Origin of the sequence: Thiomicrorhabdus arctica DSM 13458 (assembly GCF_000381085.1) — a bacterium.
Lineage (GTDB): Bacteria > Pseudomonadota > Gammaproteobacteria > Thiomicrospirales > Thiomicrospiraceae > Thiomicrorhabdus > Thiomicrorhabdus arctica.
In genome coordinates, this window is sequence record NZ_KB905899.1 from 1,437,862 (window position 1) to 1,462,405 (window position 24,544).

Annotated in this window: 21 protein-coding genes, 2 tRNA genes and 1 riboswitch; of the genes, 10 read left to right on the forward strand and 13 right to left on the reverse strand. The window is 42.7% G+C overall.

What is annotated here, in order from left to right:
* Positions 1-51: 51 nt before the first annotated feature.
* The 4 genes from F612_RS12950 (at position 52) to F612_RS0106700 (ending at position 3,912) form a co-directional block, all read left to right on the forward strand.
* Complete coding sequence (locus F612_RS12950; protein WP_019556988.1) at positions 52-657, forward strand: ubiquinone biosynthesis accessory factor UbiJ; 606 nt, start codon at positions 52-54, stop codon at positions 655-657.
* Between the two features lie 71 nt (positions 658-728).
* Complete coding sequence (gene ubiB / locus F612_RS0106690; protein WP_019556989.1) at positions 729-2,351, forward strand: ubiquinone biosynthesis regulatory protein kinase UbiB; 1,623 nt, start codon at positions 729-731, stop codon at positions 2,349-2,351.
* Positions 2,352-2,643: 292 nt separating this feature from the next.
* The gene (locus tag F612_RS12955) at positions 2,644-3,294 is read left to right on the forward strand and encodes a hypothetical protein (RefSeq protein ID WP_019556990.1); all 651 of its coding nucleotides are present in this window, start codon (positions 2,644-2,646) and stop codon (positions 3,292-3,294) included.
* Between the two features lie 87 nt (positions 3,295-3,381).
* A complete protein-coding gene (locus F612_RS0106700) occupies positions 3,382-3,912 on the forward strand; it encodes a thioredoxin fold domain-containing protein (RefSeq protein ID WP_019556991.1) in 531 nt (176 codons plus the stop codon).
* A gap of 210 nt (positions 3,913-4,122) precedes the next feature.
* Here the strand turns inward: F612_RS0106700 and F612_RS0106705 are convergent, their stop codons facing one another.
* The 9 genes from F612_RS0106705 to F612_RS0106745 form a co-directional block, all read right to left on the reverse strand.
* Positions 4,123-4,701 (reverse strand): hypothetical protein, encoded by a 579-nt coding sequence (locus tag F612_RS0106705; RefSeq protein ID WP_033394407.1) that lies wholly within the window; start codon positions 4,699-4,701, stop codon positions 4,123-4,125.
* Positions 4,702-4,703: 2 nt separating this feature from the next.
* Positions 4,704-6,758 carry a S8 family serine peptidase gene (locus tag F612_RS0106710; RefSeq protein WP_019556993.1) on the reverse strand — a complete coding sequence of 685 codons (2,055 nt, stop codon included), beginning with the start codon at positions 6,756-6,758 and terminating at the stop codon, positions 4,704-4,706.
* A gap of 249 nt (positions 6,759-7,007) precedes the next feature.
* Positions 7,008-7,084: transfer RNA gene (locus F612_RS0106715), tRNA-Met, on the reverse strand.
* 259 nt (positions 7,085-7,343) lie between these two features.
* Positions 7,344-8,435, reverse strand: a complete 1,092-nt coding sequence (gene ychF / locus F612_RS0106720; RefSeq protein ID WP_019556994.1) for a redox-regulated ATPase YchF — start codon at positions 8,433-8,435, stop codon at positions 7,344-7,346.
* A 52-nt stretch (positions 8,436-8,487) separates the two neighbouring features.
* Positions 8,488-9,060 carry an aminoacyl-tRNA hydrolase gene (gene pth / locus F612_RS0106725; protein ID WP_019556995.1) on the reverse strand — a complete coding sequence of 191 codons (573 nt, stop codon included), beginning with the start codon at positions 9,058-9,060 and terminating at the stop codon, positions 8,488-8,490.
* A gap of 48 nt (positions 9,061-9,108) precedes the next feature.
* Entirely contained in the window at positions 9,109-9,693 is a 585-nt protein-coding gene (locus tag F612_RS0106730) for a 50S ribosomal protein L25/general stress protein Ctc (protein ID WP_019556996.1), read from the reverse strand.
* A gap of 258 nt (positions 9,694-9,951) precedes the next feature.
* Positions 9,952-10,908, reverse strand: a complete 957-nt coding sequence (locus F612_RS0106735) for a ribose-phosphate pyrophosphokinase (RefSeq protein ID WP_019556997.1) — start codon at positions 10,906-10,908, stop codon at positions 9,952-9,954.
* A gap of 53 nt (positions 10,909-10,961) precedes the next feature.
* A tRNA-Gln gene (locus tag F612_RS0106740) sits at positions 10,962-11,036 on the reverse strand.
* Positions 11,037-11,150: 114 nt separating this feature from the next.
* Entirely contained in the window at positions 11,151-12,947 is a 1,797-nt protein-coding gene (locus tag F612_RS0106745; RefSeq protein ID WP_019556998.1) for a tetratricopeptide repeat protein, read from the reverse strand.
* A gap of 397 nt (positions 12,948-13,344) precedes the next feature.
* On the opposite strand from F612_RS0106745, the gene hemA reads away from it, so the two are divergent.
* The 4 genes from hemA to F612_RS0106765 are packed head-to-tail and all read left to right on the forward strand — an operon-like array spanning position 13,345 to position 17,476.
* Positions 13,345-14,625: a glutamyl-tRNA reductase gene (gene hemA / locus F612_RS0106750; RefSeq protein WP_019556999.1), complete on the forward strand. Its 1,281-nt coding sequence runs from the start codon at positions 13,345-13,347 to the stop codon at positions 14,623-14,625.
* Between the two features lie 39 nt (positions 14,626-14,664).
* Entirely contained in the window at positions 14,665-15,753 is a 1,089-nt protein-coding gene (prfA, locus tag F612_RS0106755) for a peptide chain release factor 1 (RefSeq protein ID WP_019557000.1), read from the forward strand.
* A 13-nt stretch (positions 15,754-15,766) separates the two neighbouring features.
* A complete protein-coding gene (prmC, locus tag F612_RS0106760; protein ID WP_019557001.1) occupies positions 15,767-16,669 on the forward strand; it encodes a peptide chain release factor N(5)-glutamine methyltransferase in 903 nt (300 codons plus the stop codon).
* A 39-nt stretch (positions 16,670-16,708) separates the two neighbouring features.
* Positions 16,709-17,476, forward strand: a complete 768-nt coding sequence (locus tag F612_RS0106765) for a HesA/MoeB/ThiF family protein (RefSeq protein ID WP_019557002.1) — start codon at positions 16,709-16,711, stop codon at positions 17,474-17,476.
* 13 nt (positions 17,477-17,489) lie between these two features.
* Here the strand turns inward: F612_RS0106765 and F612_RS0106770 are convergent, their stop codons facing one another.
* The 4 genes from F612_RS0106770 to F612_RS0106785 all read right to left on the reverse strand — a co-directional run bounded on the left by F612_RS0106770 (position 17,490) and on the right by F612_RS0106785 (position 21,867).
* Positions 17,490-18,188: an OmpA/MotB family protein gene (locus F612_RS0106770; protein ID WP_019557003.1), complete on the reverse strand. Its 699-nt coding sequence runs from the start codon at positions 18,186-18,188 to the stop codon at positions 17,490-17,492.
* Between the two features lie 64 nt (positions 18,189-18,252).
* Entirely contained in the window at positions 18,253-19,092 is an 840-nt protein-coding gene (locus tag F612_RS0106775; protein WP_019557004.1) for a motility-associated protein, read from the reverse strand.
* Positions 19,093-19,294: 202 nt separating this feature from the next.
* Positions 19,295-21,523, reverse strand: coding sequence for a DNA topoisomerase IV subunit A (gene parC / locus F612_RS0106780; protein WP_019557005.1), 2,229 nt, complete (start codon positions 21,521-21,523; stop codon positions 19,295-19,297).
* A 47-nt stretch (positions 21,524-21,570) separates the two neighbouring features.
* Positions 21,571-21,867 carry a heavy-metal-associated domain-containing protein gene (locus F612_RS0106785; protein WP_019557006.1) on the reverse strand — a complete coding sequence of 99 codons (297 nt, stop codon included), beginning with the start codon at positions 21,865-21,867 and terminating at the stop codon, positions 21,571-21,573.
* Positions 21,868-22,114: 247 nt separating this feature from the next.
* Between F612_RS0106785 and F612_RS0106790 the strand changes: the two genes are divergently transcribed.
* Together F612_RS0106790 and F612_RS0106795 are read left to right on the forward strand one after the other, a co-directional pair.
* On the forward strand, positions 22,115-23,566 hold the full coding sequence (locus F612_RS0106790; RefSeq protein WP_019557007.1) for a protein adenylyltransferase SelO: 1,452 nt from the start codon (positions 22,115-22,117) through the stop codon (positions 23,564-23,566).
* Between the two features lie 308 nt (positions 23,567-23,874).
* The gene (locus F612_RS0106795) at positions 23,875-24,222 is read left to right on the forward strand and encodes a PilZ domain-containing protein (protein ID WP_019557008.1); all 348 of its coding nucleotides are present in this window, start codon (positions 23,875-23,877) and stop codon (positions 24,220-24,222) included.
* 165 nt (positions 24,223-24,387) lie between these two features.
* Positions 24,388-24,469: riboswitch (cyclic di-GMP riboswitch) on the forward strand.
* Positions 24,470-24,544 lie beyond the last annotated feature (75 nt).

Sequence of the window (24,544 nt, forward strand, 5' to 3'; positions counted from 1 at the left end):
TTAACCTTATCAATCTATTACGTTATCAAACCTTACGACAAGAGTTTAACTATGAGCAAACAACCAGGCCTGGTGAATATTTCTTTATCGAAAACCATTGAATCGGTTTTAAATACGGCTATTCGTTTAGATGAAGAGCAAGGGCAAGCTTTTAAAGGATTGGAAGATAAGGTGATTAAGGTCACTTTGACGCCGGTCACCTCGCCTGTGTATTTTTTGTTTACCAGCTATATGGTCAGCGTGCAAAATCAGTTGACTGGCGAGCCTGATGCCGCTTTAGAATGTACTTTGTTTGATTTCATGAGCTTGCCGTTAAACCGAACGTTACCCACGAGTTTGATGGAAGGTGATACCGACCTTGCTATGCAATTTATCGACGGGCTTTGCGGCCTAGATATTGATTGGGAAGAGCACCTGTCGCATTATACGGGCGATTTAGTTGCTTTTAAAATCGGCCATGGCATTCGCAGTTTTTTTGAACAAAAACAAACCACCAAAAACAACCTTGGCGAAACAGTTAAAGAGTATCTACAGTTTGAGATTAATGCCTTACCAACTCAAAGCCAAGTGAAACGCTTTGTACAGCAAGTGCAACAAACCCAGGATGAAATTGACCAGTTGGCTTTACGCATTGAGGCCTTGCTCACAAAAACATGACACCACACTTAAAAACCATTTAGCCGTCCTCTTAACCAGACATTTAACTAGATACTAAAAGATTATTCAGCATGAAGCCAATTAAACAATTTTTCCGCATGATTAAGATCAATCGCGTTTTAACCTATTATCAAATCGATAAGATGGTTTTAACCGAGACCAAATATAGCTGGTTAATATGGCTGAATCTTATTTTTCCGTGGAACTGGCGTAAAAAATCCGTTGCTGGCCGGGGTGAACAAATCCGTCTGGCACTGGAAGAACTTGGCCCTATTTTCATTAAATTGGGTCAAGCACTCTCTACACGTAAAGATCTCTTGCCCCACGACATTTCGATAGAGTTGGTTAAATTGCAGGACGACTGTCCGCCATTTGATGAAGTACATTCGAAACAGTTGATTGAAGAAGGGCTGAAACAAACAGTCGAAGAGGCGTTTGCCGAATTCGATCCGATTCCGATGGCATCCGCGTCTATTGCGCAAGTTCATGCCGCAACCCTTCACACCGGTACAAAAGTCATTGTTAAGGTCGTCAGGCCAGACATCAAACCCATCATCGAACAAGATGTCGCCATTATGTTTGGTCTCGCCAAATTGTTTGAAGCGGCTGTGCAAATCGCTAAACGCCTCCACCCGGTCGAAGTGGTTGCTGAGTTTGAAAAAACCATTCTTGATGAACTCGACATGATGCGCGAAGCCGCCAATGCCACTCAGCTTAGACGTAACTTTGAAGACTCTGATCTGCTTTATGTCCCTGAAATCTATTGGTCACACACCAGTCAAAGCGTAATGACTATGGAACGTATCTACGGGATTCGCATCAGTGAGACTGAAAAATTGATCGAAGCCGGAATCGATTTAACAGATCTATCGGCAAAAGGTGTCGTCATCTTCTTTACCCAAGTCTTTAAGCACAACTTTTTTCATGCCGATATGCATCCCGGCAATATCTTTGTTCTGCCAGATGGCCGTTATGCCGCCATCGACTTCGGCATTATGGGTACGCTGGCGCCGGATGACCAACGTTACTTGGCAGAGAACTTTTTAGCGTTCTTTAATCGTGATTATCTGCGTGTCTCTGAACTGCACATTGAATCTGAATGGGTACCAAAAGGCACGCGTGTTAACGAGTTTGAATCGGCGATTCGTTCTGTCTGCGAACCTATCTGGGATCGCCCGCTCAAAGACATCTCTTTCGGTTTAGTGTTAATGCGCCTTTTCCAAACCGCTCGTCGTTTTGGCATGGAAGTTCAACCACAGTTGGTATTGCTGCAAAAAACCCTGTTGAACATTGAAGGTTTGGGGCGACAGTTAGATGATGAACTCGATCTTTGGGATACCGCTAAACCTTTCTTAGAAGATTGGATGCAAGAGCGAGTGGGTCCAAAAGGTCTGGTCAAAAACATTAAAGCGAATCTGCCTTTCTGGATTGAACAAGCTCCCGAATTGCCTGGGTTACTGCATGCCAGTTTAAACAAACTAGCGCACATCGACATACATCAACAATCAGATCAGATCGCTCGGTTAGAGAAACAGATTGAAGCGCAAACGACCGCTCAGCGTAATCGCACTATTGGCGTACTGATTATCCTATTTGCATTGTTACCAGGCCTGGTCAATCAAGAGTGGATTAATGAAAGTTGGTTACAAGTCGTACTGGTCGTTTTCGGGGCTTACTTTATTATTAAAAAGTAAGCCCTCTAGAACAGTAAACTATTCAAGAAGCGTGTTCACCGCCCTTTTTTGAACCTTTTATCCATGCCAATTTTGATTTCAAGCCTGTAAATCCACTGCCGTGATAATGAACTATTCATGACTAAAGATTGAATGTTTACGTAGAGCGCTAGAAGCCATGCATAAACTATGGGACACTCTTTGAGCATGATTGAATAGGTCAGCTAAACTTATGATTAGGATTGGATATACGTTTAAACATTTCTAACGAACATCTAACCGACAATAGGCTTTTCCTTAAAAAGGACTTTAAATGAAAAAACTGCTCTTAATGACCTCGCTGCTGTTACTACTCAGTGCCTGTGCCAGCCCTTACCCACTTGGCATGGATGAAACTCAGTGGAATGCCCTCACAGTAGAGGAACGTCAAGCTTTACTACTGAAACAGCAACAGTACCGTGAAGAGCAACGCCTGGTACAAATGAAAGCCGATGCCGAAGCACGTAAGTTACGCATTCAACAAGAAATGGTTGAAAGTAGACGGCTTGAAAAACTCTACAATCATCCACAAGATGGCAATGTCATTATGGTTAATCTCTTAGGTGGCGAATATCGTCATGGCAAGCGCAGTAAACGTCTGATGGAAGCCACATACCAAGTCGCTCGTGGTGAAACTAAACAAATTGAATTGATTCTAGAAGATACCAAGAAACACTACACTTCAACCGAAACCGCTTACTTAAGTTATGACGTAAATGGCAATGGGGTATATCTCTCTTTAGACAATCCAGGCTATAATTCAAGTAAGCGGATTGCTCTGTTGCGCGATGGCCACTGGCCATGCGGTTCAAATTACACCAAGAATTTACATGGCTCTTACGAGAAGTTAATCGGCGTTAAGGTTTTTGTGAAAGAGAGTGGTAGCCGTTGCCGCGGAAACCATCAGCCCTATCGTCGTTATTAATATCAAACCAAGTGCGTGTTGCCTTTAAAGACACACGTCATAAATCGGTGAAACTAGACCCTCTAGGAGTAGCAACCAAGGATCATTATGAACAGACAACTCAACACTCTCCTAATCTCCACTATACTTGCGTTCACAACTTTACAAGCCCACGCCAGCGAGTATTTGCCGCTCGCTGTAGACTTACAAAAAACCGCCGTTGTCGCTGAAAATAATAAAGTGCCAATTGTTATTTTTGCGACGGCGACTTGGTGTAACTACTGCAAGAAATTGGAAGAAAACATTCTCGAGCCATTGTTTGTGACTACCGATTTAGAAAAGTATGGTGCGTTTAAGCAACTGTTATTGGATAAAGCTCATTGGATGATGAAAGATTTTGCTGGCAATGATGTTGAGATGAAAACTTATGGCCCAAGCCTTGGCGTTAAAGTCGCACCAACGACACTGTTTTTTAACAGCAAGGGCGAACAGATTGCCGACCCTATTATCGGCTTAACCCTAGAAGAGTTTTATCCAGGTAATTTAGAACGTTCGCTCAATCAGGCTCTAAAGGCTTTAGGCAACCCAAAACGCGTCGATATCTATAAAATGATCAACGAAAGCAAAGTAAACTATTGAATCTATAACAATAGAATTCCAATAAAAGCTATGTTTATTCCTATCAAGACTTACCGTTGAAACAAAAAAAACCAGGTATCCAACTGAATACCTGGCTTTTTTGTTCACAGAACGTTCATGCGGCCCGCTAAAACATGATTCACGTGGAACACTCTTTGCTATCATCAAACAGACTTAAACCCTATCTTAACCAAAGCTAAAGAGTGGTTACTAACGAGTTCGGTAACGTGGTTCACTGAATAAAGGCACTGCATACTCAATGTCCTTATCATTTTCCAACGTTTCTAACAGCACATCATATGAAGTTGTCGGCTTCACATCAAATATCGCCATACGTGGGTTTGGAAGTTGCGTCAGCATCTTAAAGCCATAAGTCGATTCCATCGTATACAAGTCTTCTTCTTGGTAAGTTTTAATAATCAAACTGCCTATAACCACCGCACTCGAACCAGATTGTTTATTCAATAACACAGGCATAAAGTCATAAACCTTACCCTCATATTCTCTCTGTAAAGGTGCACACGTTCCCGGCGAAAACCAAGACTTCGTGGTTTGATAAATATGCCAAGCACCGTTACGTTCCAGTAAGGTGAGTTCAAACTCTTTCGGTAACTGAGCAAGTGATAACAAGCTAGCAATACGCTTTGGCTCAGGTTGGTAGGTCTGCGCGCCTGCCTTGGTAGCGACTTCAAAACAGGGCTCACCAAACGACCAGGCCTGGTAACTTATCAATAGACCAAAAAACAGTATAAAGGCACGTAGTAGAGTTTTATTTTGATTAGTAAGCATATTTAATGTCCATAAAATTTGAGTGACCATTTGGCCAGTTTACCAAGTCCAACGCCATCCACAGTATTATCTAAATCCCGGATGATAAGCTTCCAGTCTCCATTCATAGATTCACCATAGAACGCGTGACTGATTAAGCTTAAGCCTGTCATATCATAATGTGGTTGGTAGGCATTAAAAGGTGTTAACAAAATGCTTTCAGTACCTGCTGGTGACTTCAAAATGATTTGATAGTCGCTGATATCGATATTATGGCCCGCTGAACCATTTGTATTATTATCCAGCCCTTCAACAGTCAGAGTTAGAGTTACACTTTCAGCAACATTTGTTTGAACGACACTGGTTGTTTCAGTTAAGCCCACAGCACTGTTATCAGGAATGTTGTTACTAGTAGACAATATAAAGGGCCCTTTGGTAACCGTTTGCAATGCAGGTAAAGTGGTGGAGCCCGTTTTCCACTGCAATGCCATGGTGATGGCAGCATCAATATTTAACGCGCCAAATCCATAAGCATTACTATACTTATAACCTGCCACATTCGTCACCCAACCCGACTCCAATGTCACATTAGTCGTGCCGACCAGTAACGTCTTACTAGAAAGTGTTGTATCAATTTGACGAGCCGTCGTTGCTAAAATATGTTTAATATCACGCCAGTTTAAAGCTGGGTTTGCTTCTAATAATAGCGCAACCGCCCCGCTGACCATTGGCGTGGCAGCTGAGGTGCCGTTGAAACCTGCAAAGTAATCACAATTAACATCGTAGCCAACTGTCGTTTTGTTATAACCACTACTACAGCCACTTTGATCCGTCGTCAATATAGAAGGTGAATCTCCGCCTGGTGCAGATAACCATAAAGCGGATCCTGTATTAGAATAACTGGCTCGAACATCATTCGCATTAAATGCCCCTATCACTATTTCGAAAGGCGAGGCATGTTCCGTTTCCATATTTACATTGTAGCAAGTTAAATTATTATCGATCGCTTGCTGACATTCTGTAGTGGTAAAAACGTTGCCTCCACCAAACTCATTACCCCCAGCTTTAACATAAATAGCCCCTTTCCCAGAACGCAGATTATTAGTTCCCCATTCCATGGCGCCAATTAAAGAGTCGTAGTAGGCTAATGCACTGCCGGTTGGTGTAAGGATAGCGTTACGACCATAGCTTTTATTGAAGATATCAACCTCAGTAGAGGTTAGCCCTGTAAACGTATCCGCGGATGGTTTATAACCAAGAGAGGCCAACTCTTCATTAAATTCTTGCGTGGCCAAAAAATTAAACCCCTTCAATTCAGCACTCGGAGCAACCCCCCAAATACCGATACCATTTCCACCACGAGCGGCTGCTAAACCGGCGACACCCGTGCCATGATCCCCATTTGTATTAGTCGCTGTTGGGTCAAACAACCCTTTAGTGTTATTTGGGTAAGAAAAATTATAAGAGCCATTCAACATTACATTCAAATTTAAATCAGCATGTAGTATCTCAAGCCCCGTATCAACAATGGCAATTTGAATTCCATTACCGGTATACCCTTGGGCATAGTCCAACACATTATTATTAGCAGGCACACTCCCCACTGCAAACACTCCAATATCTGCACCAGCAGTGCCAGATCCTGTAATGGTTGCTTGACCCGTGTTCTTTAAATACCATTGATCACTGATTAATGGATCACTAAAAGCCTCTATTGGACTAATCAATAAGGTCACTATCGCATCATTAATGTCTCCATTGATATCGGTCAAAGAATAAGTAAAAGTTACACTCCCCACAAATCCTTGGGCCGGATAATAGGTAAAACGGCCATTACTGTTGACGACAACACGCCCTTGAGCAGGATCAGTGGCCAATGCCCAGACATTTCCTCCATCAACACTAATTGTGTCGTTAGCACCTAAGTCCCCTTCAAAAGCGGCGTAGGAATCCAATGTAAACCGATCATCGGCAGCGACCGGTGCCGCATTATTCACAGACGAAGAAGAACCACCACCTCCGCAACTGGTGAGCATGAATAAAACCACAAGAACTGATACATTTTTTGTAAACGACATTACGGGACCAATCAATCATCAGAAATAGTCAAAAAGAATGAGAACATTACAACACGATACAGCTGAGTAAAGAGAGCTCATTTAAAGACACTTATACATTCTAAACGAAACAATATTATCAGCACAGCACTAACTCTGATTATTAAGACTTAAGCAAAGAGGATATCGAATAAAATAGATGAATGAAGGCAATAATGGTTGAAACGAAAAAGCCCACATTTACAGACGTAAATGCGGGCTTTTAAAATATGGTGGCTACACCGGGATTTGAACCTGGGACCCCATCATTATGAGTGATGTGCTCTAACCAGCTGAGCTATGTAGCCAAATGTGCGCGTATTATAGAACCTGATAGAAATATGTCAACCAAATAGCATCACTATTTGATTTTTTTTACAATTGACCAAGCCTGGTAACTTTAAATATTAAACTAAGAAATCAATTTACATAAAAAGAGTGTAATTTGATTCTTATTGGGTTCTTGGATTGCTTCAAGACAAGGTAATAAATGTGAGCTTACAAATGTAAGTGATCATTTTTTAAACGCCGTATTGGAGCAAGCCAAGAACTCTAGAAGAACGAAATTTAGACGTTGAAACGAAAATGCATGACATCCCCGTCTTTAACAATATATTCTTTGCCTTCTAAACGCTGCTTACCGGCCGTCTTGGAACCGGCATCGCCTTTAAATTGAATAAAGTCTTCATAGGCCGTAACCTCTGCACGGATAAAACCTTTTTCAAAGTCAGAGTGAATCACGCCAGCGGCCTGAGGTGCTGTAGCGCCCTTCTTAACCGTCCAAGAGCGTACTTCTTTAACACCGGCCGTAAAATAGGTTTGCAACCCGAGTAACTCGTAGGCCGCGCGAATGACACGATTTAAACCCGGTTCATCTTGCCCCATCCCTTCTAAGAAATCCGCTTTGTCTTCATCATCCAATTCAGCAATTTCTTCTTCAAGTGCCGCACAAACCGCAACGACAATCGCGTTTTGTTTAGTGGCTAATTCAGTGACGGCATCTAACAGAGGATTATTTTCAAAGCCATCTTCATTAACGTTAGCAATATACATCATCGGCTTAACGGTCAACAGATGTAAGTCTTGAAGCTCCAACAACTCCTCTTCCGTCAATCCCATGAGACGGATCAATGTGCCGTCTTGAATCTTTTCTGATACCTTTTCCAGTAGAGCGTAACGTGCTGCCGCAGCTTTGTCACCACTGTTAGCAATACGCTTAACTTTAGCAATCGCTTTGTCGATGGATTCCATATCGGCTAATGCAAGTTCCATATTGATGATTTCAATATCGTTTATAGGATCTACTTTACCGGCAACATGCACAATATCATCATTTTCAAAACAACGAACCACTTGAACGATCGCATCCGTTTCACGTATATTCGCTAGGAATTTATTACCTAGGCCCTCACCTTTAGAAGCACCCTCTACCAAACCCGCGATATCCATAAAATCTACCGTTGCAGACATGACTCGTTCTGGTATGACGATTGCTGCCAAAGCCGCTTCACGGTCATCAGGAACTGCCACAACACCGACATTCGGTTCAATAGTACAGAACGGGTAGTTAGCAGATTCAATTCCTGCATTGGTTAATGCATTAAATAGCGTTGATTTTCCAACATTTGGTAATCCAACGATTCCACATTTAATTGCCATTGAGTTCTCTCCTAATGAAAATAAGGCTAAAGGCTTAGATTAAGCTTGTTTATTATTTGGTATGCAGGATGTGCATGGCTTTTTGAAGATCACCCAATACTAATTCTGGAATGACCTTGCTGGCTTGGTAACTGGCATCTTCAATCAATTGAAAATCGGGTTTTGAAGGCGCTTTGAGGACATAATCCACCACCTGATCTCGATGCCCGGGATGACCTACCCCCAATCGTAAGCGGATAAAGGCATTACCCATGGCCGCAATGGTATCACGCAGGCCATTATGCCCGCCGTGCCCACCACCTATTTTTAATTTGGCAACACCAGGCTCTAAATCCAACTCATCATGAGCCACTAAAATGGATTCTACCGAGATTTTATAAAACTGAGCGATCGCCTGAATAGACTGCCCACTGCGATTCATAAAAGTGGCTGGTTTTAATAACCAGAAATCCATTCCATTGGACTGCACCCGAGCGACATGACCTTGAAATTTGGTCTCTGGACGAAATACAACCCCATATTGGCGCGCTACTTCGTCCACAAACCAAAAACCGGCGTTATGTCGTGTCTGTTCATATTTTTCGCCTGGATTTCCCAGACCAACAATAAGTTGAACAGATGACATAAGCCGGCTCTCGATTACTTAAAATAATAAGTTATAAATAACGAATTATTACTTACTACGCTTAGCTTTACCAATGTTTACAATCGATTGATCATAATCAGAGCTACCATGCGAAAGTGCTGTAAGACTAACGCCTTCAGGCAATACGATTTCAGATAGACGCATGCTAGTGCCTTCTTCCATCGTAGAAACATCAACGTTAATCGTTGTAGGTAAGTTTTTAGCAACGCAACTCACTTCTACAGATGACTGTAGGAATGACATCAAGCCACCTGCTTTAACACCAGGAGCGCGTGAATTGCCGACAAAAGTAAGAGGTACTTTCTTAACAAGGATATTGTCTGCCGCACGTTGGAAATCAATGTGAAATGCGGCACCCGTTGCTGGGTGACGTTGCATATCTTTAATAACACAAGTTTCAGTTTCACCACCTTCAACTTCAAGGGTTAATACGGTGTTAAACATTGCTGGATTTTCTAATGCGCGCTTTACAGCGTTCGCTGTCAAAGAGACAGATACTGCATCTTTTCCTGCACCGTAAATTACTGCGGGTACTTTATTCGCATGACGAAGGCGGCGGCTCGCACCTTTCCCTTCATCAGTACGGATTTCTGCTGTCCAAATATGGCTCATGTTTCTTTCTCCAATAACGATAGTTTTCTGTGTTGATGGGCAAAACCATCAAACTCATTTTTAATGAAACTATCTAAATTTTAATTTCTTACCGTTTGCGACCAACCGTAAGGGAAGCGGGGATTATACTGAAATAAATATTTTATGCCACTGTTTTTTATGATATTCATTAAAACAATCAACAACTTCTAGGCAAAGATACGGGACATAAAAAACGCCCAACAAGGGCGTTTTTCAACTCAAAACTTCTTTCAAAGCCTAGTGTTTCATTAAAGAGGTTACTGATTCATCTTGGTTAATACGACGAATCGTTTCACCTAATATTTCAGCAATCGTAACTGTACGAATTTTTTTGCTTGCCATCACAGCAGCGGTATGCGGAATTGAATCCGTCACAACCAACTCTTTTAAGACTGAACTTTCAATGTTATCCAGCGCAGGACCCGATAACACGGCATGCACGACATAAGCCGAAACACTTTTAGCACCGCGCTCCATTAAGGCACTCGCCGCTTTACATAAAGTGCCCGCTGTATCAACCATGTCATCCACGATAATGCAGTCACGGCCTTCTATATCACCAATAATATTCATCACTTCTGAAACATTGGCTTTCGGACGACGTTTATCGATAATCGCCATCTCGGCGTTTACAGCCTTGGCCACCGCACGAGCTCGAACCACCCCACCCATGTCTGGAGAAACAATCATGACATTCTTTAAATCACAGTTCTTTTGCATATCTTCAACCAATAGAGGTGAAGCATATAAATTATCTACTGGAATATCAAAGAAACCTTGAATTTGGTCTGAATGCAAATCAACGGTTACAACTTGGTGTGCGCCAGCGGCACTAATCATGTCCGCTGTTAAACGGGCTGTAATAGGCACACGTGCTGAGTGTGGACGACGATCTTGACGAGCAAAACCATAGTAAGGAATAACGGCCGTAATACGGGCTGCTGATGCACGTTTAAGCGCATCAATCATCACTAACATTTCCATTAGGTTGACAGCGGGCTCTGGCGTACAAGTTGGTTGTAAAACATAGACATCTTGACCACGCACAGACTCTTTAATCTCAACCATGATTTCGCCGTCACTAAAACGACCGACATCGGCATTTCCTAAGGGTATATCTAGATATTGTGAGATTTTTTCTGCGAGATTGACATTTGCGTTTCCCGCAAAAATCATGACATTTTTATTGGCCATTACAGGCGCTCCTGTTCGGGGTAAAAATGATTTGGGGAATTAGGATAGGATATTGGCAGGGCTGGCAGGATTCGAACCTGCGGTACACTGGATCAAAACCAGATGCCTTACCGCTTGGCTACAGCCCTAAAATATCGTTGTCGTTAATGACAGGTGCGTATTATCCATGTATTCATTCTAAGTTCAAGGGAAAAGTTAAAACTTTATCAAAAAAGTTTTAACTTCGTAACCAAACTATTTTTTTACAACTTTTCGAGTTCATGGATTAAACCCTGTAAGCGCTTATTTTGCAAAAATTTATTATGGTGACGCAGCCATAATGCGCGCGCTTTTTCATCATTGCCTTGCTTCCAATAGGTCGAAATCAAATGAATTAAAACTTCATCATCTACCTGAATAGCCAAAGCTTTCTGTAAATATTCTTCCGCTAAAGCATAATTTTTCTTTTGGAAATAGAACCACCCCAAACTGTCTAATACATAATAATTTTTGGGCGCCAAACGATAGGCTTTTTTCAGTAAACTTTCTGCAGCCTCGTAATGACTGTTTTGTTCCACATAAAAATAGCCCAAGGCATTGAGCGCATCGACCTCATTCGGGGCTAACTCTATAACGTGTTTTAGATTACGTTCATACGCACTAAACTGCTCTAGCTTATAGAATAATAATGCTTGAGCCATCAACACTTCGATATGATCCGAATCGATTGCTAACACTTTATTATATTGCTCAATGGCTTTTGTATATTCATTTTCATAGCTATAGAAAACCCCCTTTGCTCGATATACTTTAATTTTATCCTCGGGGCTGTCAACGTCAATCAGATCTAATACTTTAATGGCTTTCGCCATGTCATTCATTGAAAAATAAATCTCAGCGCGGTGTAGCTGGGCATCCAAATAATAATTACCTGACATCACACTGGCAAAATGATGCAACGCTTTTTCATGATTATTTTGTTCCTGATGTAATAAACCCAAATAATAATTCGCTACATTCGTATAGCCTTTTATAAGCATGACTTGATCTAAATTCACTTCGGCTTGGGCATAAGATTTACGTTCAATCTGCAAAAGAGCCAACGACAATCTAGAGGTATAAGCATCGGGTACAGATTTTAGAATTTTTTCGTAACGGGCTTCAGCGGCGTCATAATGTTTGGCTTGCACTTCTAATCGGGCGACACCTTCTTGAACGGCCCAATCTTCTGGATATTTTTTCAAATAAGGCTTAAGTGCATCAATCCCTTTTTGGGGTGAGTCTAACTGTAAATACAGCTTCACTAATTGTCTATTTATCTGCGGTTCAGACGCTGTAGTTTGCAGAGTCTTAGCTTTTTCAAGCGCCGTCAAGGCGACATCAAGTTGACCGTGAACCTGGGCGACATAACCCAATGAAAAATAAGCGGCCCATGAGTCAGGAAAGTCTTTCGTAAGAGACTGCATAAAGACAACACTTTGATCAGATCGAACAGAGGTCGATACCCGCTGTGCCGTTAACAACAGATCCTTATCCAAACCTTCTTCTGAAAGGCTGTGATAGCGATGCCACTGCTTTAATGCTAAATCTACCGAGCCTTGACTCAGCGATATCAAAAATGAAGCACGCCATGCAATGGGCGCTTGTGGAGAGATTTCACGCCATAATATGGTAGCCGCTTCAATTTTTTTCGCATCATAGGTTGTTATTGACAGCTCAAACGCTCTTTCTGCCAACTCCGCATCTCGCGTATGCAGCGCCACTTCATAAATCAGATCGAAAGCTTGTGCAGGCTGACCTTTTTGCACCATCATTTCTGCCGCTAATATCTGAAACATGGTATTAGCATCAACATGAGCAGAGCGTTCAGGTGTCTTCGACAAAACATCGTCAGGCGCTTCTACAGTCACCGATGCAGGTAGCGCGACACCCGACACATTAGAGTCACTTGATGTCAGAAAGCCCGCACTACAACCTGACAGCAACACAAGACTGCTGATTAGCGCAAATTGCATACCCTGAAAAATACGAGTGCGATTACTTGAATATTTTAATGTCAAAATTTGACTCTCTTGATAATGAGTGACTGGCCGGTTTAAACTCTATAAACCACGACTTAAACGGTTGAGATCTTGGCACAAAGCATAGCATAGAGCTTGTTTACAGTAAAAAATTCCCAACTCAACTCACTCATTGTAGGTAATTTATGATAAAGATAAAGTGATTGTGTAATATTATTACTTCTTTAGCGCTTACTCTAGAATATTTGGAGTGTAATGCAACCCCTTCATTTCAAATTGATTTGTGCCTTAATCTCTCGTTCAATAGTCCATACCTAACCTAAGGTCATTGCATAGAAAACTTGCAATTCGTCTCATAATTGAGCAAAATTATCGCTTTTAGTTTAGCAGAATTGATTTCTGTTACTTTCTGAACAATGGTAAAGCCTCTATATATATGAAACTTATTACACTGGGTGTTAATCACGAAACGGCGCCCGTCGACATTCGTGAAACAGTTTCATTTGCGCCGGAGTCCTTACAGCAGGCGTTATCTGAACTTAAAGCTCAAGATCTGATTTCAGAGTGCATTATCTTATCGACCTGCAACCGCACTGAAATCTACGGCATAATGAAAAACACAACAGCCGAGCGCGAGATACAAAACTGGTTACATCAATTTTTTGAACTAGAGGCCGAGGTGTTAACCCCTTATCTTTATATTCATCACGACTTGGAAGCTGTTAAGCATATTATGCGTGTTTCCAGTGGTCTAAACTCCCTCGTGCTAGGCGAACCACAAATATTTGGCCAGATTAAAGATGCCTATAATTCGGCGCATAAAGCCGACAGTATTCATCAAACTTTAGAAAACTTGTTTCAGCATATTTTTAGAACCGTTAAACAAGTTCGAACCGACACCTCCATCGGTTCAAGCCCTGTTTCAGTGGCTTTTTCGGCCGTTTCTTTGTCCAAACAATTTTTCGGTGACTTATCAACAAAGACTGCGTTGTTACTGGGCGCTGGAGAAACCATAGAATTGGTTTCAAGACACTTAAAAGAAGCCAATATTGGCAACATCATTATCGCCAACCGAACATTGGAAAAAGCGCATACATTAGCGGAAAGCCTGGGTGGTTATGCCATTGAGTTAGATGAGATTGATAATCACCTGCATGAAGCCGATATTATAATCGGCTCGACAGGAAGCCCGCATGCCATTCTAAAACAAGCTCAGGTCATATCCGCTCTTAAAAAACGTAAGAATCGCCCGATTTTTATGATTGATATTGCAGTACCGCGAGACATTGAAGCCAGCATTAATGAGCTCGACAATGTATACCTGTACACCGTTGATGATTTAAAAGAGATTATTGAGGTCAATAAACAATCTAGACAAGCGGCTGCGATTGAAGCGGAAGAAATTATTAAGCTGCAGGCGCATAATTTCATGGTCAAGTTGCACGCAATCCAACAGGTTAAACCGATTATTCAAGTCTATCGCCAACAAGCGATGCGCCAGAAAGAAGAGTCGTTAAACCATGCACTTCACCAGTTAGAACAAGGTTGCGAGCCAGAAGAGATCATTAAACGTCTGGCAAACCAGTTAACCAATAAATTAATTCATACTCCAACATCACAATTAAACCATGCCGGTATTGAAGGCAATAAGACACTTATCGAGTGCGCTGAAACCCTTTTAATTTGCGATCAAAAAGCACATCATCCGAACGTTTAGACATTTAAACGTTCTAAACATAAATAATTGAGACCCCCTGTGAAAGCTTCTATACGTAGTAAATTAGAAACCTTGGTTGAACGCCTTGATGAAGTCAATGCTTTAATCTGTTCGCCTGAAACCATGAATGACCAGAATAAATTTATTGCCCTAAGCAAAGAGTACTCAAAATTAGAACCTATTGTAGAAACCTTTAACAGCTTCATGAGTGCACAAGATGACCTAGATGAAGCGATGGATATGATCAACTCTGGCGATGCTGAACTAAAAGAGATGGCTCAAGAAGAACTCCCTGATTTAAAAGTTCAAGTCAGCGAACTTGAGCTGTCTTTACAGACCATGTTATTGCCAACGGACCCCAATGATGATTCGAATATTTTCTTAGAAATTCGAGCAGGAACTGGCGGCGATGAAGCGGCAATTTTTTCCGGCGACCTATTTAAAATGTACAGTCGTTTTGCTGAAAAAGAAGGTTGGCAGGTGGAAATCATCAACACCAATATTGGTGAACACGGTGGTTACAAAGAGATTATCGCCCGCATCATCGGCGATGGCGCTTACTCAAAACTTAAGTTTGAATCTGGCGCACATCGTGTCCAACGAGTGCCTGCAACAGAAACCCAAGGCCGTGTTCATACCTCCGCAGCAACCGTGGTCATCATGGCAGAGGCGGCTGATATTGAGCAAATTGAACTGAATCCTGCAGACCTTAAAGTGGATACCTTCCGCGCCTCGGGTGCGGGTGGACAGCATGTCAACAAAACCGATTCAGCCATTCGTATTACTCACATCCCGACTGGCACCGTTGTCGAATGTCAGGATGAACGTTCGCAACATAAAAACCGTGCTCGTGCGATGTCATTGCTCGCGGCCCGAATCATGGATGCAAGACAGCAAGTTCATGATGATGCCATTTCAGAAGAGCGCAAAAGCCTCGTCGGCACTGGAGATCGTTCTGCCCGAATCCGCACCTACAACTATCCTCAAGGACGTGTGACAGACCACCGTATTAACCTGACACTCTATAAACTAGATGAAGTCATGAACGGTGGATTGGATCAGATCATCAGTCCTCTACTCGCCGAGCACCAAGCAGAGATGCTGGCATCCTTAAGCTCTAGCGACTAATTCATTTTATATTGTGAATGACTCTTCTACGATCGAAAACTGTCTTAGGGCTGCAAATCAACAACTGATTCAAGCAGGCCTGGTCGATTCCTATCGACTGGATGCCGAACTACTACTGGCTCATAGTTTACACGTCTCGAGAACTTACCTATTCACTTGGTCGGACAAATTACTTGATTGTCAGCAACAACTCGCGTTTGACGAAGTGCTGCAGCAAAGACTGCAAGGCAAGCCGATTGCCCACATTCTCGGTGAACGTGAATTCTGGGGACTCAACCTGAGAGTAACGGTCGATACCTTGATTCCCCGCCCTGACAGTGAAACACTTGTGGAAGCGGCCTTAGAGCTCCACCAGCAGACTCAAGACTCTCCAAGCACCCCTGACTCTAAACCTGAAATTAAAACCGACCAGGCCTGGTCAATCTTAGATTTAGGCACAGGCAGTGGTGCGATTGCCCTCGCGTTAAAAAGTGAATGCCCACTTTGTATGGTCACCGCAGTAGATTTTAGCCAGAAAGCGTTACAAGTCGCTTCAGAGAATGCCTTAAACCTGCAACTAGACATTAAATTTTTACAGAGTGATTGGTTTTCAGCCATTCAAGCAACACAATCGTTTGATTGCATCGTCTCCAATCCGCCTTACATTGAAGATGCCGATCCTCACTTATTTCAAGGCGATGTTCGATTTGAACCGATTACTGCGTTAACCTCAGGCCAGGATGGATTAGACGATATCCGAAAAATAACGGACCAGGCCTGGTCGTTTTTAAACCCGAATGGCTGGCTATTGATCGAGCACGGTTATCATCAAGCCAAATCGGTGGCAGCACTATTCAAGTCACATCACTACAGCAATATCAGAGGCGTTAAAGACTTGGGTGGCAACCCTCGTATCACCCTTGGACAAAAACGGTAAACTCTGCATAATATAAAACCCTTTAGAAGATAAAAGCCCATGACTGATACGACTAAAACCGAATTAAATGATGCTGAACTTTCTCGTTATAGCCGGCAGATATTACTGCCGGAAATCGATTACACAGGCCAGCTTAAATTGGCACAATCGCATGCCGTAATTTTTGGCCTAGGTGGACTCGGCTCTCCTGTTTCACTCTATCTGGCCGCGGCAGGAGTTGGGCATTTAACCTTGGTGGACTTTGATGATGTGGATGACTCTAACCTTCAGCGCCAAATCGTTCACCGTGAAGCGAATATTGGTCAAGCTAAAGTTGCTTCTGCACAGTCCAATTTAAAGGCTTTAAACCACCATATCAAGATTGATACGCTGTCTCGTAAATTAAAAGCATCTGATGTTTTAGAATTGATCCAAACTGCGGATGTGGTCTTGGATTGCACGGATAACTTCGATGCTCGGTTTGCACTCAACCAGGCTTGTTTCAAAGCCAAAAAGCCCTTAGTTTCTGGCGCGGCAATTCGCTGGGAAGGTCAATTGAGCACTTATGATTTTAGGCAAGAAAACAGTCCATGTTATCAATGTTTGTATCCCGAAAATAACGGTCAGGAATTAACCTGTAGTCAAAGTGGTATTTTGTCGCCGGTGGTGGGGATGGTCGGAAGCATGCAAGCGATTGAGGCGGTAAAAGCGCTGCTTGATTTACCGACCTTGACGGGAAAACTGATGATTATGGATGCCTACACGATGATGATACGGACCCTGAACTTGAAAAAAGATCCTGCATGCAAACAGTGCGGCAAGCTATAAAAAAGGCTCTTATTTAAGGGCTCTTTGGAGGCTTTTTATTGATGGTGATAATCACACGTCGATTCAGGGAGCGGCCGTAAGCGGTTTTATTGGATGCCACTTCTACATTATCCGCATTGCCTTGAATCCGCACTAAGTTTTTATCCACACCCATATAAATAAAAGTTCGAGCAACAGTAGCCGCTCTCGCCGCTGATAACTCCCAGTTGGAAGGGAATTGAAAGTTATTAATGGGCCTATCATCGGTATAACCCGCAATCACCATATCTTGATCTCGCCCTGCTATCGTCTCACCTAACAGCTCGATCTGTTCACGTGTTTTGTCACTGATGGTCGCACGACCACTTTCAAAAAAGCTATCTGATTTAAGGGTAATACGAGTAAATTCATCTGTCTCTTCTATATTGATGTCTTTCGGATTCACATCCTTCATAGCCTCTTCAATCTCCGCTTTAGATACCGGTGGCTTTAAATCGAGTTCAATCAATTCTTCTTGAGGCGTCACTTTTTCGTCAGGTTGTATTTCCGAGGATTTCGGCTGTATCCCGCCAATGCCATCCACAAATGCCTGACGATCTTCTGGTTCGACAACGGCCATTAACCACATAACAAGGAAAAAAACCATTAACACCGTCATCAAATCGGCTAAGGCTATCTTCCATGAGCCGCCATGCGCTCCGCCCCCTGCATGCCCTCCACGTCGACGTGACATTAAAAGACCTCTGCCAATAAGCCAGCTGAAACTGCGGATGTTTTATAAAGCACTCTTAACACGCTTACCCCTCTTCCCGAGGAATTTCAAATTGAGGAGGAACACGTTGGCGACCAATTTCTACGGCTAAGCTAGGTGAAACACCATTAGAGTAGGCCGATAGAAATGCAGCCGTCATTTCAAGTAATGAACGATCTTGACGAATCATGACTTCTATCGCATGTACAAACGGTGCAAGAACAGCGAAGGCAAAAAACACCCCCGTCAAGGTACCGACCAAAGCGGCACCAATTGCCGTGCCGATTTTAGCCACATCCATATCACCCCCCAGCATCTCCATGGTCAAGATAACCCCTAACACGGCCGCGACAATACCAAAACCTGGCAACCAATCGGCCACCTTGCCGATTGACATAGGGACTTCCATCATTGAGTTACAAATATCTTCAATCTGATCTTCAAGATGATGTTGAAAATTTTGGCTTTGAGGTGGATTCAATAATAGGTAACTAAAATTGTCGACAATGAATTTCTTGAGGTCTTTATGCTTCAAAACTGATGAATAATGCATGAAAATGGGACTATTATCAGGGTCCACGACATGTTTCTCTAACGCCAACACTCCAGAAGAACGCGAGAGACGCGCTAACTCTTCTAGCAATCCTAAACTATCTGCGTAGAGTTTTTTAGTCACACTCTCGCCAGCAAAGTAACGTCCCAAAAACCGCATACTACGTGTCCAAACGTACACGGGCGTTGAAGCGAAGAATGTTCCTAAAGCAATCCCTAAGATAACGACAAGCTCTGAAGGGTGCCATAAAGAGAGGAGGTTCCCCCCCATTAATATGAATCCTCCAAAGAAACTGATGGTGATCAGCAGAATACCTATTGGCTTTCCAAACATAGTTTTTCACTTATTTTAGTTTAAAGAAGCCTGCACGTTTCACCTAAAGCGATCACGATTCAACCCCATAAAAAATCTGTGCGCTCTAATCAATATATTATTGGCAGAACTAATCTAGTTGCAACTAAAGCAACTCTTATACCAGAGTTTAAAAGAAGAGGTGAAACAGACAGGCAAGAATGGGCTGTCTGTTTAATTAGAGTTAATTTGCGAGACGAATCTGGGTTACTTTTTTCAAGGTACGTGGCAATACAAGGCCTTTCTTAGCACGACTGGAAAAGGCTTCTTCTATGGCCGTAGGGCCAAATGTTTTTTCATAAGAGCCGGCAACCAGTGTCACTTTTTGGCCAGGCGTAAAGGCAAATATGGCACAGACGGTTTCACCTTTTGGCATCTGAATCAGTTTATTGCCCTTACCTTTTGCCAACACAGGCAATTCGTCGACAGGAAACACGAGCATAGTCGGTTCACTGGTGACGACCATAATAAATTGACCAAGTTGTACTGTTGCAGGCGTTAACACTTGACTGCCCGTTGGCACACTAATGGTGGTTTTACCGGCTTTATTTTTTGAGTAGAGATTCTCTAATTGCGTCACAAAACCATAACCAGCACTGGACGCCAAAATTAATTTATCGGAAGGTTGCCCCATGAGTACTTGGGTAAAGCTCGCGCCCTTCGGTAGATTCAGACGACCGGTTAAAGGCTCTCCATGCGAACGTGCTGATGGCAGACTATGCGCCGGTAACGCATAGGCGCGTCCAGTATTGTCCATAAAGATTGTCATCTGGCGGCTCTGACCAGAAGCCTGCGCACAGAAAGCATCTCCCGATTTATAACCTAAAGCGACTCCATCAATGTCATGCCCTTTAGCGGCTCTGACCCATCCATTTTCAGAGAGCACTACAGTAACCGCTTCTGAGGGCAATAGGTCCTGTTCACTCATTGCTTGTGCAGGTCTTCCCTCTATTAATGGTGAACGACGATCATCACCATATTCATCAGCGTCTTTTTGTAATTCAGTTTTAACCAACGTCTTCAGACGTGCCGCACTGCCTAGAATTAGCTCAAGTTTCTTGCGTTCATTTTCTAACTCCGCTTGCTCGGTACGGATTCGCATCTCTTCTAAACGCGCGAGGTGTCTTAATTTTAGTTCCAGAACCGATTCGGCTTGAATATCCGTTAAACCAAAACGTTTAATTAGGGCTGGTTTAGGTTTGTCTTCTTCACGGATAATCGCAATCACTTCATCGATATTTAGAAAAGCAATCAACATCCCGTCTAAAATATGCAAACGAGCAAGCACTTTGTCCAAGCGGAACTGTAAACGGCGACGCACCGTTTCAGTACGATAGACCAGCCACTCCGTGAGCATCATATGCAGGTTTTTTACCTGAGGACGACCATTAAGACCGATCACATTAAAGTTTGCTCGGTAACTTTTCTCTAAGTCCGTCGTCGCAAACAGATGTAACATTGCGATCTCTACATCCACGCGTTTAGAGCGTAATTCGACCACAAAACGTACCGGATTCTCATGATCGGATTCATCGCGTAAATCCACGACCATCGGCAACTTTTTGGCGCGCATTTGTGCCGCGACTTGCTCCATTAATTTGCTGCCAGAAACCTGATAAGGCAAGGCATCAATTACCACATTTACACCATCCTCGACCTCGTAATGTGCACGTTGACGAATTGAACCATGCCCGGTTGTGTAGAGCTTTATCAGCTCTTCTTTGGAGGTAATAATTTGCGCTTCATTAGGATAATCTGGTGCTGGAATGAACTCCATTAACTCTTCAATAGAGGTATTGGGGTTCTCTAAAAGCGCCACACAGCCCGCAATCACTTCACGTAGATTGTGTGGAGGCACATCGGTAGCCATCCCTACAGCAATCCCTGAAGTTCCATTTAACAAAATATGCGGTACACGTGCGGGCAAAACGCTAGGTTCATCCAATGTCCCATCAAAGTTAGGCGTCCAGTCAACCGTCCCTAAAGAAGTCTCTTCAAGTAATAACTGACTGAATTTCGACAGGCGAGCTTCGGTATAACGCATCGCAGCAAACGACTTTGGATCGTCCATCGAGCCCCAGTTCCCCTGACCATCGACCAAGGTATAGCGGAAAGAGAAATTTTGTGCCATTAAGACCATGGCTTCATAACAAGCACTGTCGCCATGTGGATGGAATTTACCCAATACATCCCCTACGGTACGCGCTGATTTTTTATGCTTTGAAGACGCTTTCAAACCCAGTTCAGACATTGCATAAATAATACGTCTTTGAACGGGCTTTAAGCCATCACCAATGTGCGGTAAGGCTCGATCTAGGATGACATACATTGCATAATCTAAATAGGCTTTTTCACTGAATTCAGCGACACTTTTTTGCTCAATACCTTCATAGTTAATGGTTTGTTGTGACACCCTTCTCTCCTTTCAAATCGTATTTAAAACCGTATGTACTAGCTGCTTTACTCTGAATCAGTCATTTTGCCGACCGCACACGAAACAAATGATTTCGCTTTAGCGCCTGCCGCTTTAAGTCCTTCTACCGAGCCAACGGTCGGATAACCCATTGCTAACAGTTTATCTTTAACAGTCGTGAGTACTTGCTGTTGATCGACCTCTGTATCGAACTTGATGGCAACAGAACCTGCATCAACGTCAACCATGGTCTCGACTACGCCCGGTAAAGCATTCATCTTTTGTTTAATGCTATTCGCGCAACCACCGCACTTTATATTTTCAACGTTTATAACGATAGACATATTTCTCTCCATTGCTGCAAGCAGCACATTATCATGATCAAAAACAGACTGATTAATCAGCCAACGTGTAGACCCTATTTAACTATCGCTATAATTTACCACACAATGAAGAGAATCTCCCTCTTAGAAATACGCCCTTTAGATTAACGATAATATCCTAGTAAATTACTCAGGTATTTATCAGCCATTACCGTTAAACTAAACAGACAATTCCTCTAAATTTAACTTTCTATTGAATGATATAACCATGACTCTTTTCGAAAACAGCTACTGCGAACTTCCAAAAACCTTTTATCGGGCGGCCATGCCTGAACCTTTAGTCGATGCTCTGTTAATTCACACGAACCAGAAGCTACTGGCTGAGTTATCACTCGATTTTGATGCGGAGACCCTTTTAAAGATGACCAAAGGTGAATCTTTTCCTGAAGGCTTTAAGCCTATTGCACAAAAATATACGGGACATCAATTTGGTTACTATAATCCAGATTTAGGAGATGGCCGTGGCCTGCTATTAGGGCAAGTAAAAGATGCTCAACAACAACCTTGGGATTTGCATTTAAAAGGCTCAGGCGTTACACCCTACTCTCGACGTGGAGATGGTCGAGCCGTACTGCGCTCTTCAATTCGCGAGTATTTAATCGGTGAAGCTTTACATGCCTTAGGCGTGCCAAGCGCGCGTTGCCTCTCAATATGCCATAGTCCAGAGCCGGTCAGGCGAGAGCAGATTGAGGATCGCGCAACCTATATCCGCGTCGCTAAAACCCACGTTCGTTTTGGTCACTTTGAATGGTTGGCACAACTCGGCAATCAAGCAGATTTTAAACAACTTGCTCATTATGTTATTAAAACGGTCTACCCTGAGCATCAAAATTTACCTGAAGAAATTCGTTACGCAGCACTGCTCAATAGCATCAACGAACGTACTGCTTACTTAATGGCTTGCTGGCAAGCCAGTGGCTTCTGCCATGGGGTGATGAACACCGACAATATGTCCGTTGCGGGGGAAACGCTCGATTTTGGCCCCTATGCTTTTTTAGACGATTGCAAGATTCATTACATTTGCAACCATTCTGATACAGAGGGGCGTTATGCTTATAGCCAACAGCCTAATATTGGCTTATGGAACTGTCAGGTATTAGGCCAAGCTTTTTCAATGCTTTTAAGCTCCGAACAGATTGAAGCCGCCATCAATGGTTATATCGAAACCTACAACCAAACCTATCTGACAAAGATGTGTGCAAAATTCGGTTTAAGTCACCCACAACCTGACGATAAACACTTCATTGCCGACAGTTTGATTTTAATGGATCAATCTAGTTTAGATTTTCACTATTTTTTCCAAATGTTGGCTCTGTTTGCAACCCCAGAGCATGCTCAGTTCGAGGAGTTTTTACCCGACTCAAAAGCCTGGAGACTCTGGATGGCTCGATATCAAGAACGTATTGATGTGGAGAAAAATGAGCCACAACGTCAACAGCTCATTCAAAAGAATACCCCTAAACTCATCTTACGTAACTATATTGCGCAAGAAATTATTGAAGCCGCTGAACAGGGTGATTATGAGCCATTGGATAACTGGTTTAACTGGCTGATAACACCTTATGACGTGCCAGAAATATTCAAGACACCTGAGTATGCTCATTACCTTTTGCCCCCCGCAGCGCATCATAAAGAGATGGCCTTAAGCTGTTCTTCATAAATTTTTGAGTACAACTTATAGATTAAAGGGCTTTGCAGACGCACAGGAAACTTAGAAACACTCAAGACCTTAGAATTCAGCAATATTAAATCAAGCCCCTCAAAAGCGGTACATAGTCAAAGGGTTAAACATAGAAATTTAACCGGTTGACTCTTCCCTAGCCTTACATTACATAAAAATTTAATCATTAAAGCTTAGGTCAACTTTCATCGATGCTTTCGGGCATAATGGAGGCATTGAACAGTTGTTCACACGCATTTAACAAAACCCACTGAACTTATCTCTTGAGCACCTTAATGATAAACAAAATGAATAATCAGATGGTTAAAACGGACCGAAAAATTACTTTAATTGGTCAAAATGGTCAGGCCGAAGGTCAATTAGTGGATCTATCCCTTATTGAAGCGGGGGTTTTAACCAAACGAGGCGCCCGAGAAGGTACTCACCTTGAGCTCGTGTTTGAAGTGCCTGCACTTAAGGAGTTCATTACACTACACATCAATGCCACCGTTATCCATCGGCACAATTCTGAGAATGCAATCTACCTTAAATTAAGCTTTTCGCCCCTCAACGAGAGTGATAGCTTAGCGCTTGCGGACTTTGTTGACTATAAAACGCGCCTATTAGAACTCGGACAGCACAAGTACAAAAACTAAAGCACGCTGCCAGAAAATCATCCCGTCATTGTCCCCTTATTTTTAACCCAGAACCTTCTCACACAACACCCCCCCAAAAAAAAGTTAACTTTTAACTTGAGCGTTCCCCTATTTATCGTATAATTCAACCACTTTTAAATTAACCTAATCATCGTAAGGTTATTTAAGGGATTTGGCCAAACTTGTTGTGAAGCAAGGACGGAAAGTCATGGATCTTTTTACTAAAAAAGACTGCCAGCCTGCAAAGTAAGATACTTTAATCAAACTTCTGCTTTATTTTGTCCTTTCTTCTGTAGCAATGGATGTGAATAAGAGACTCACT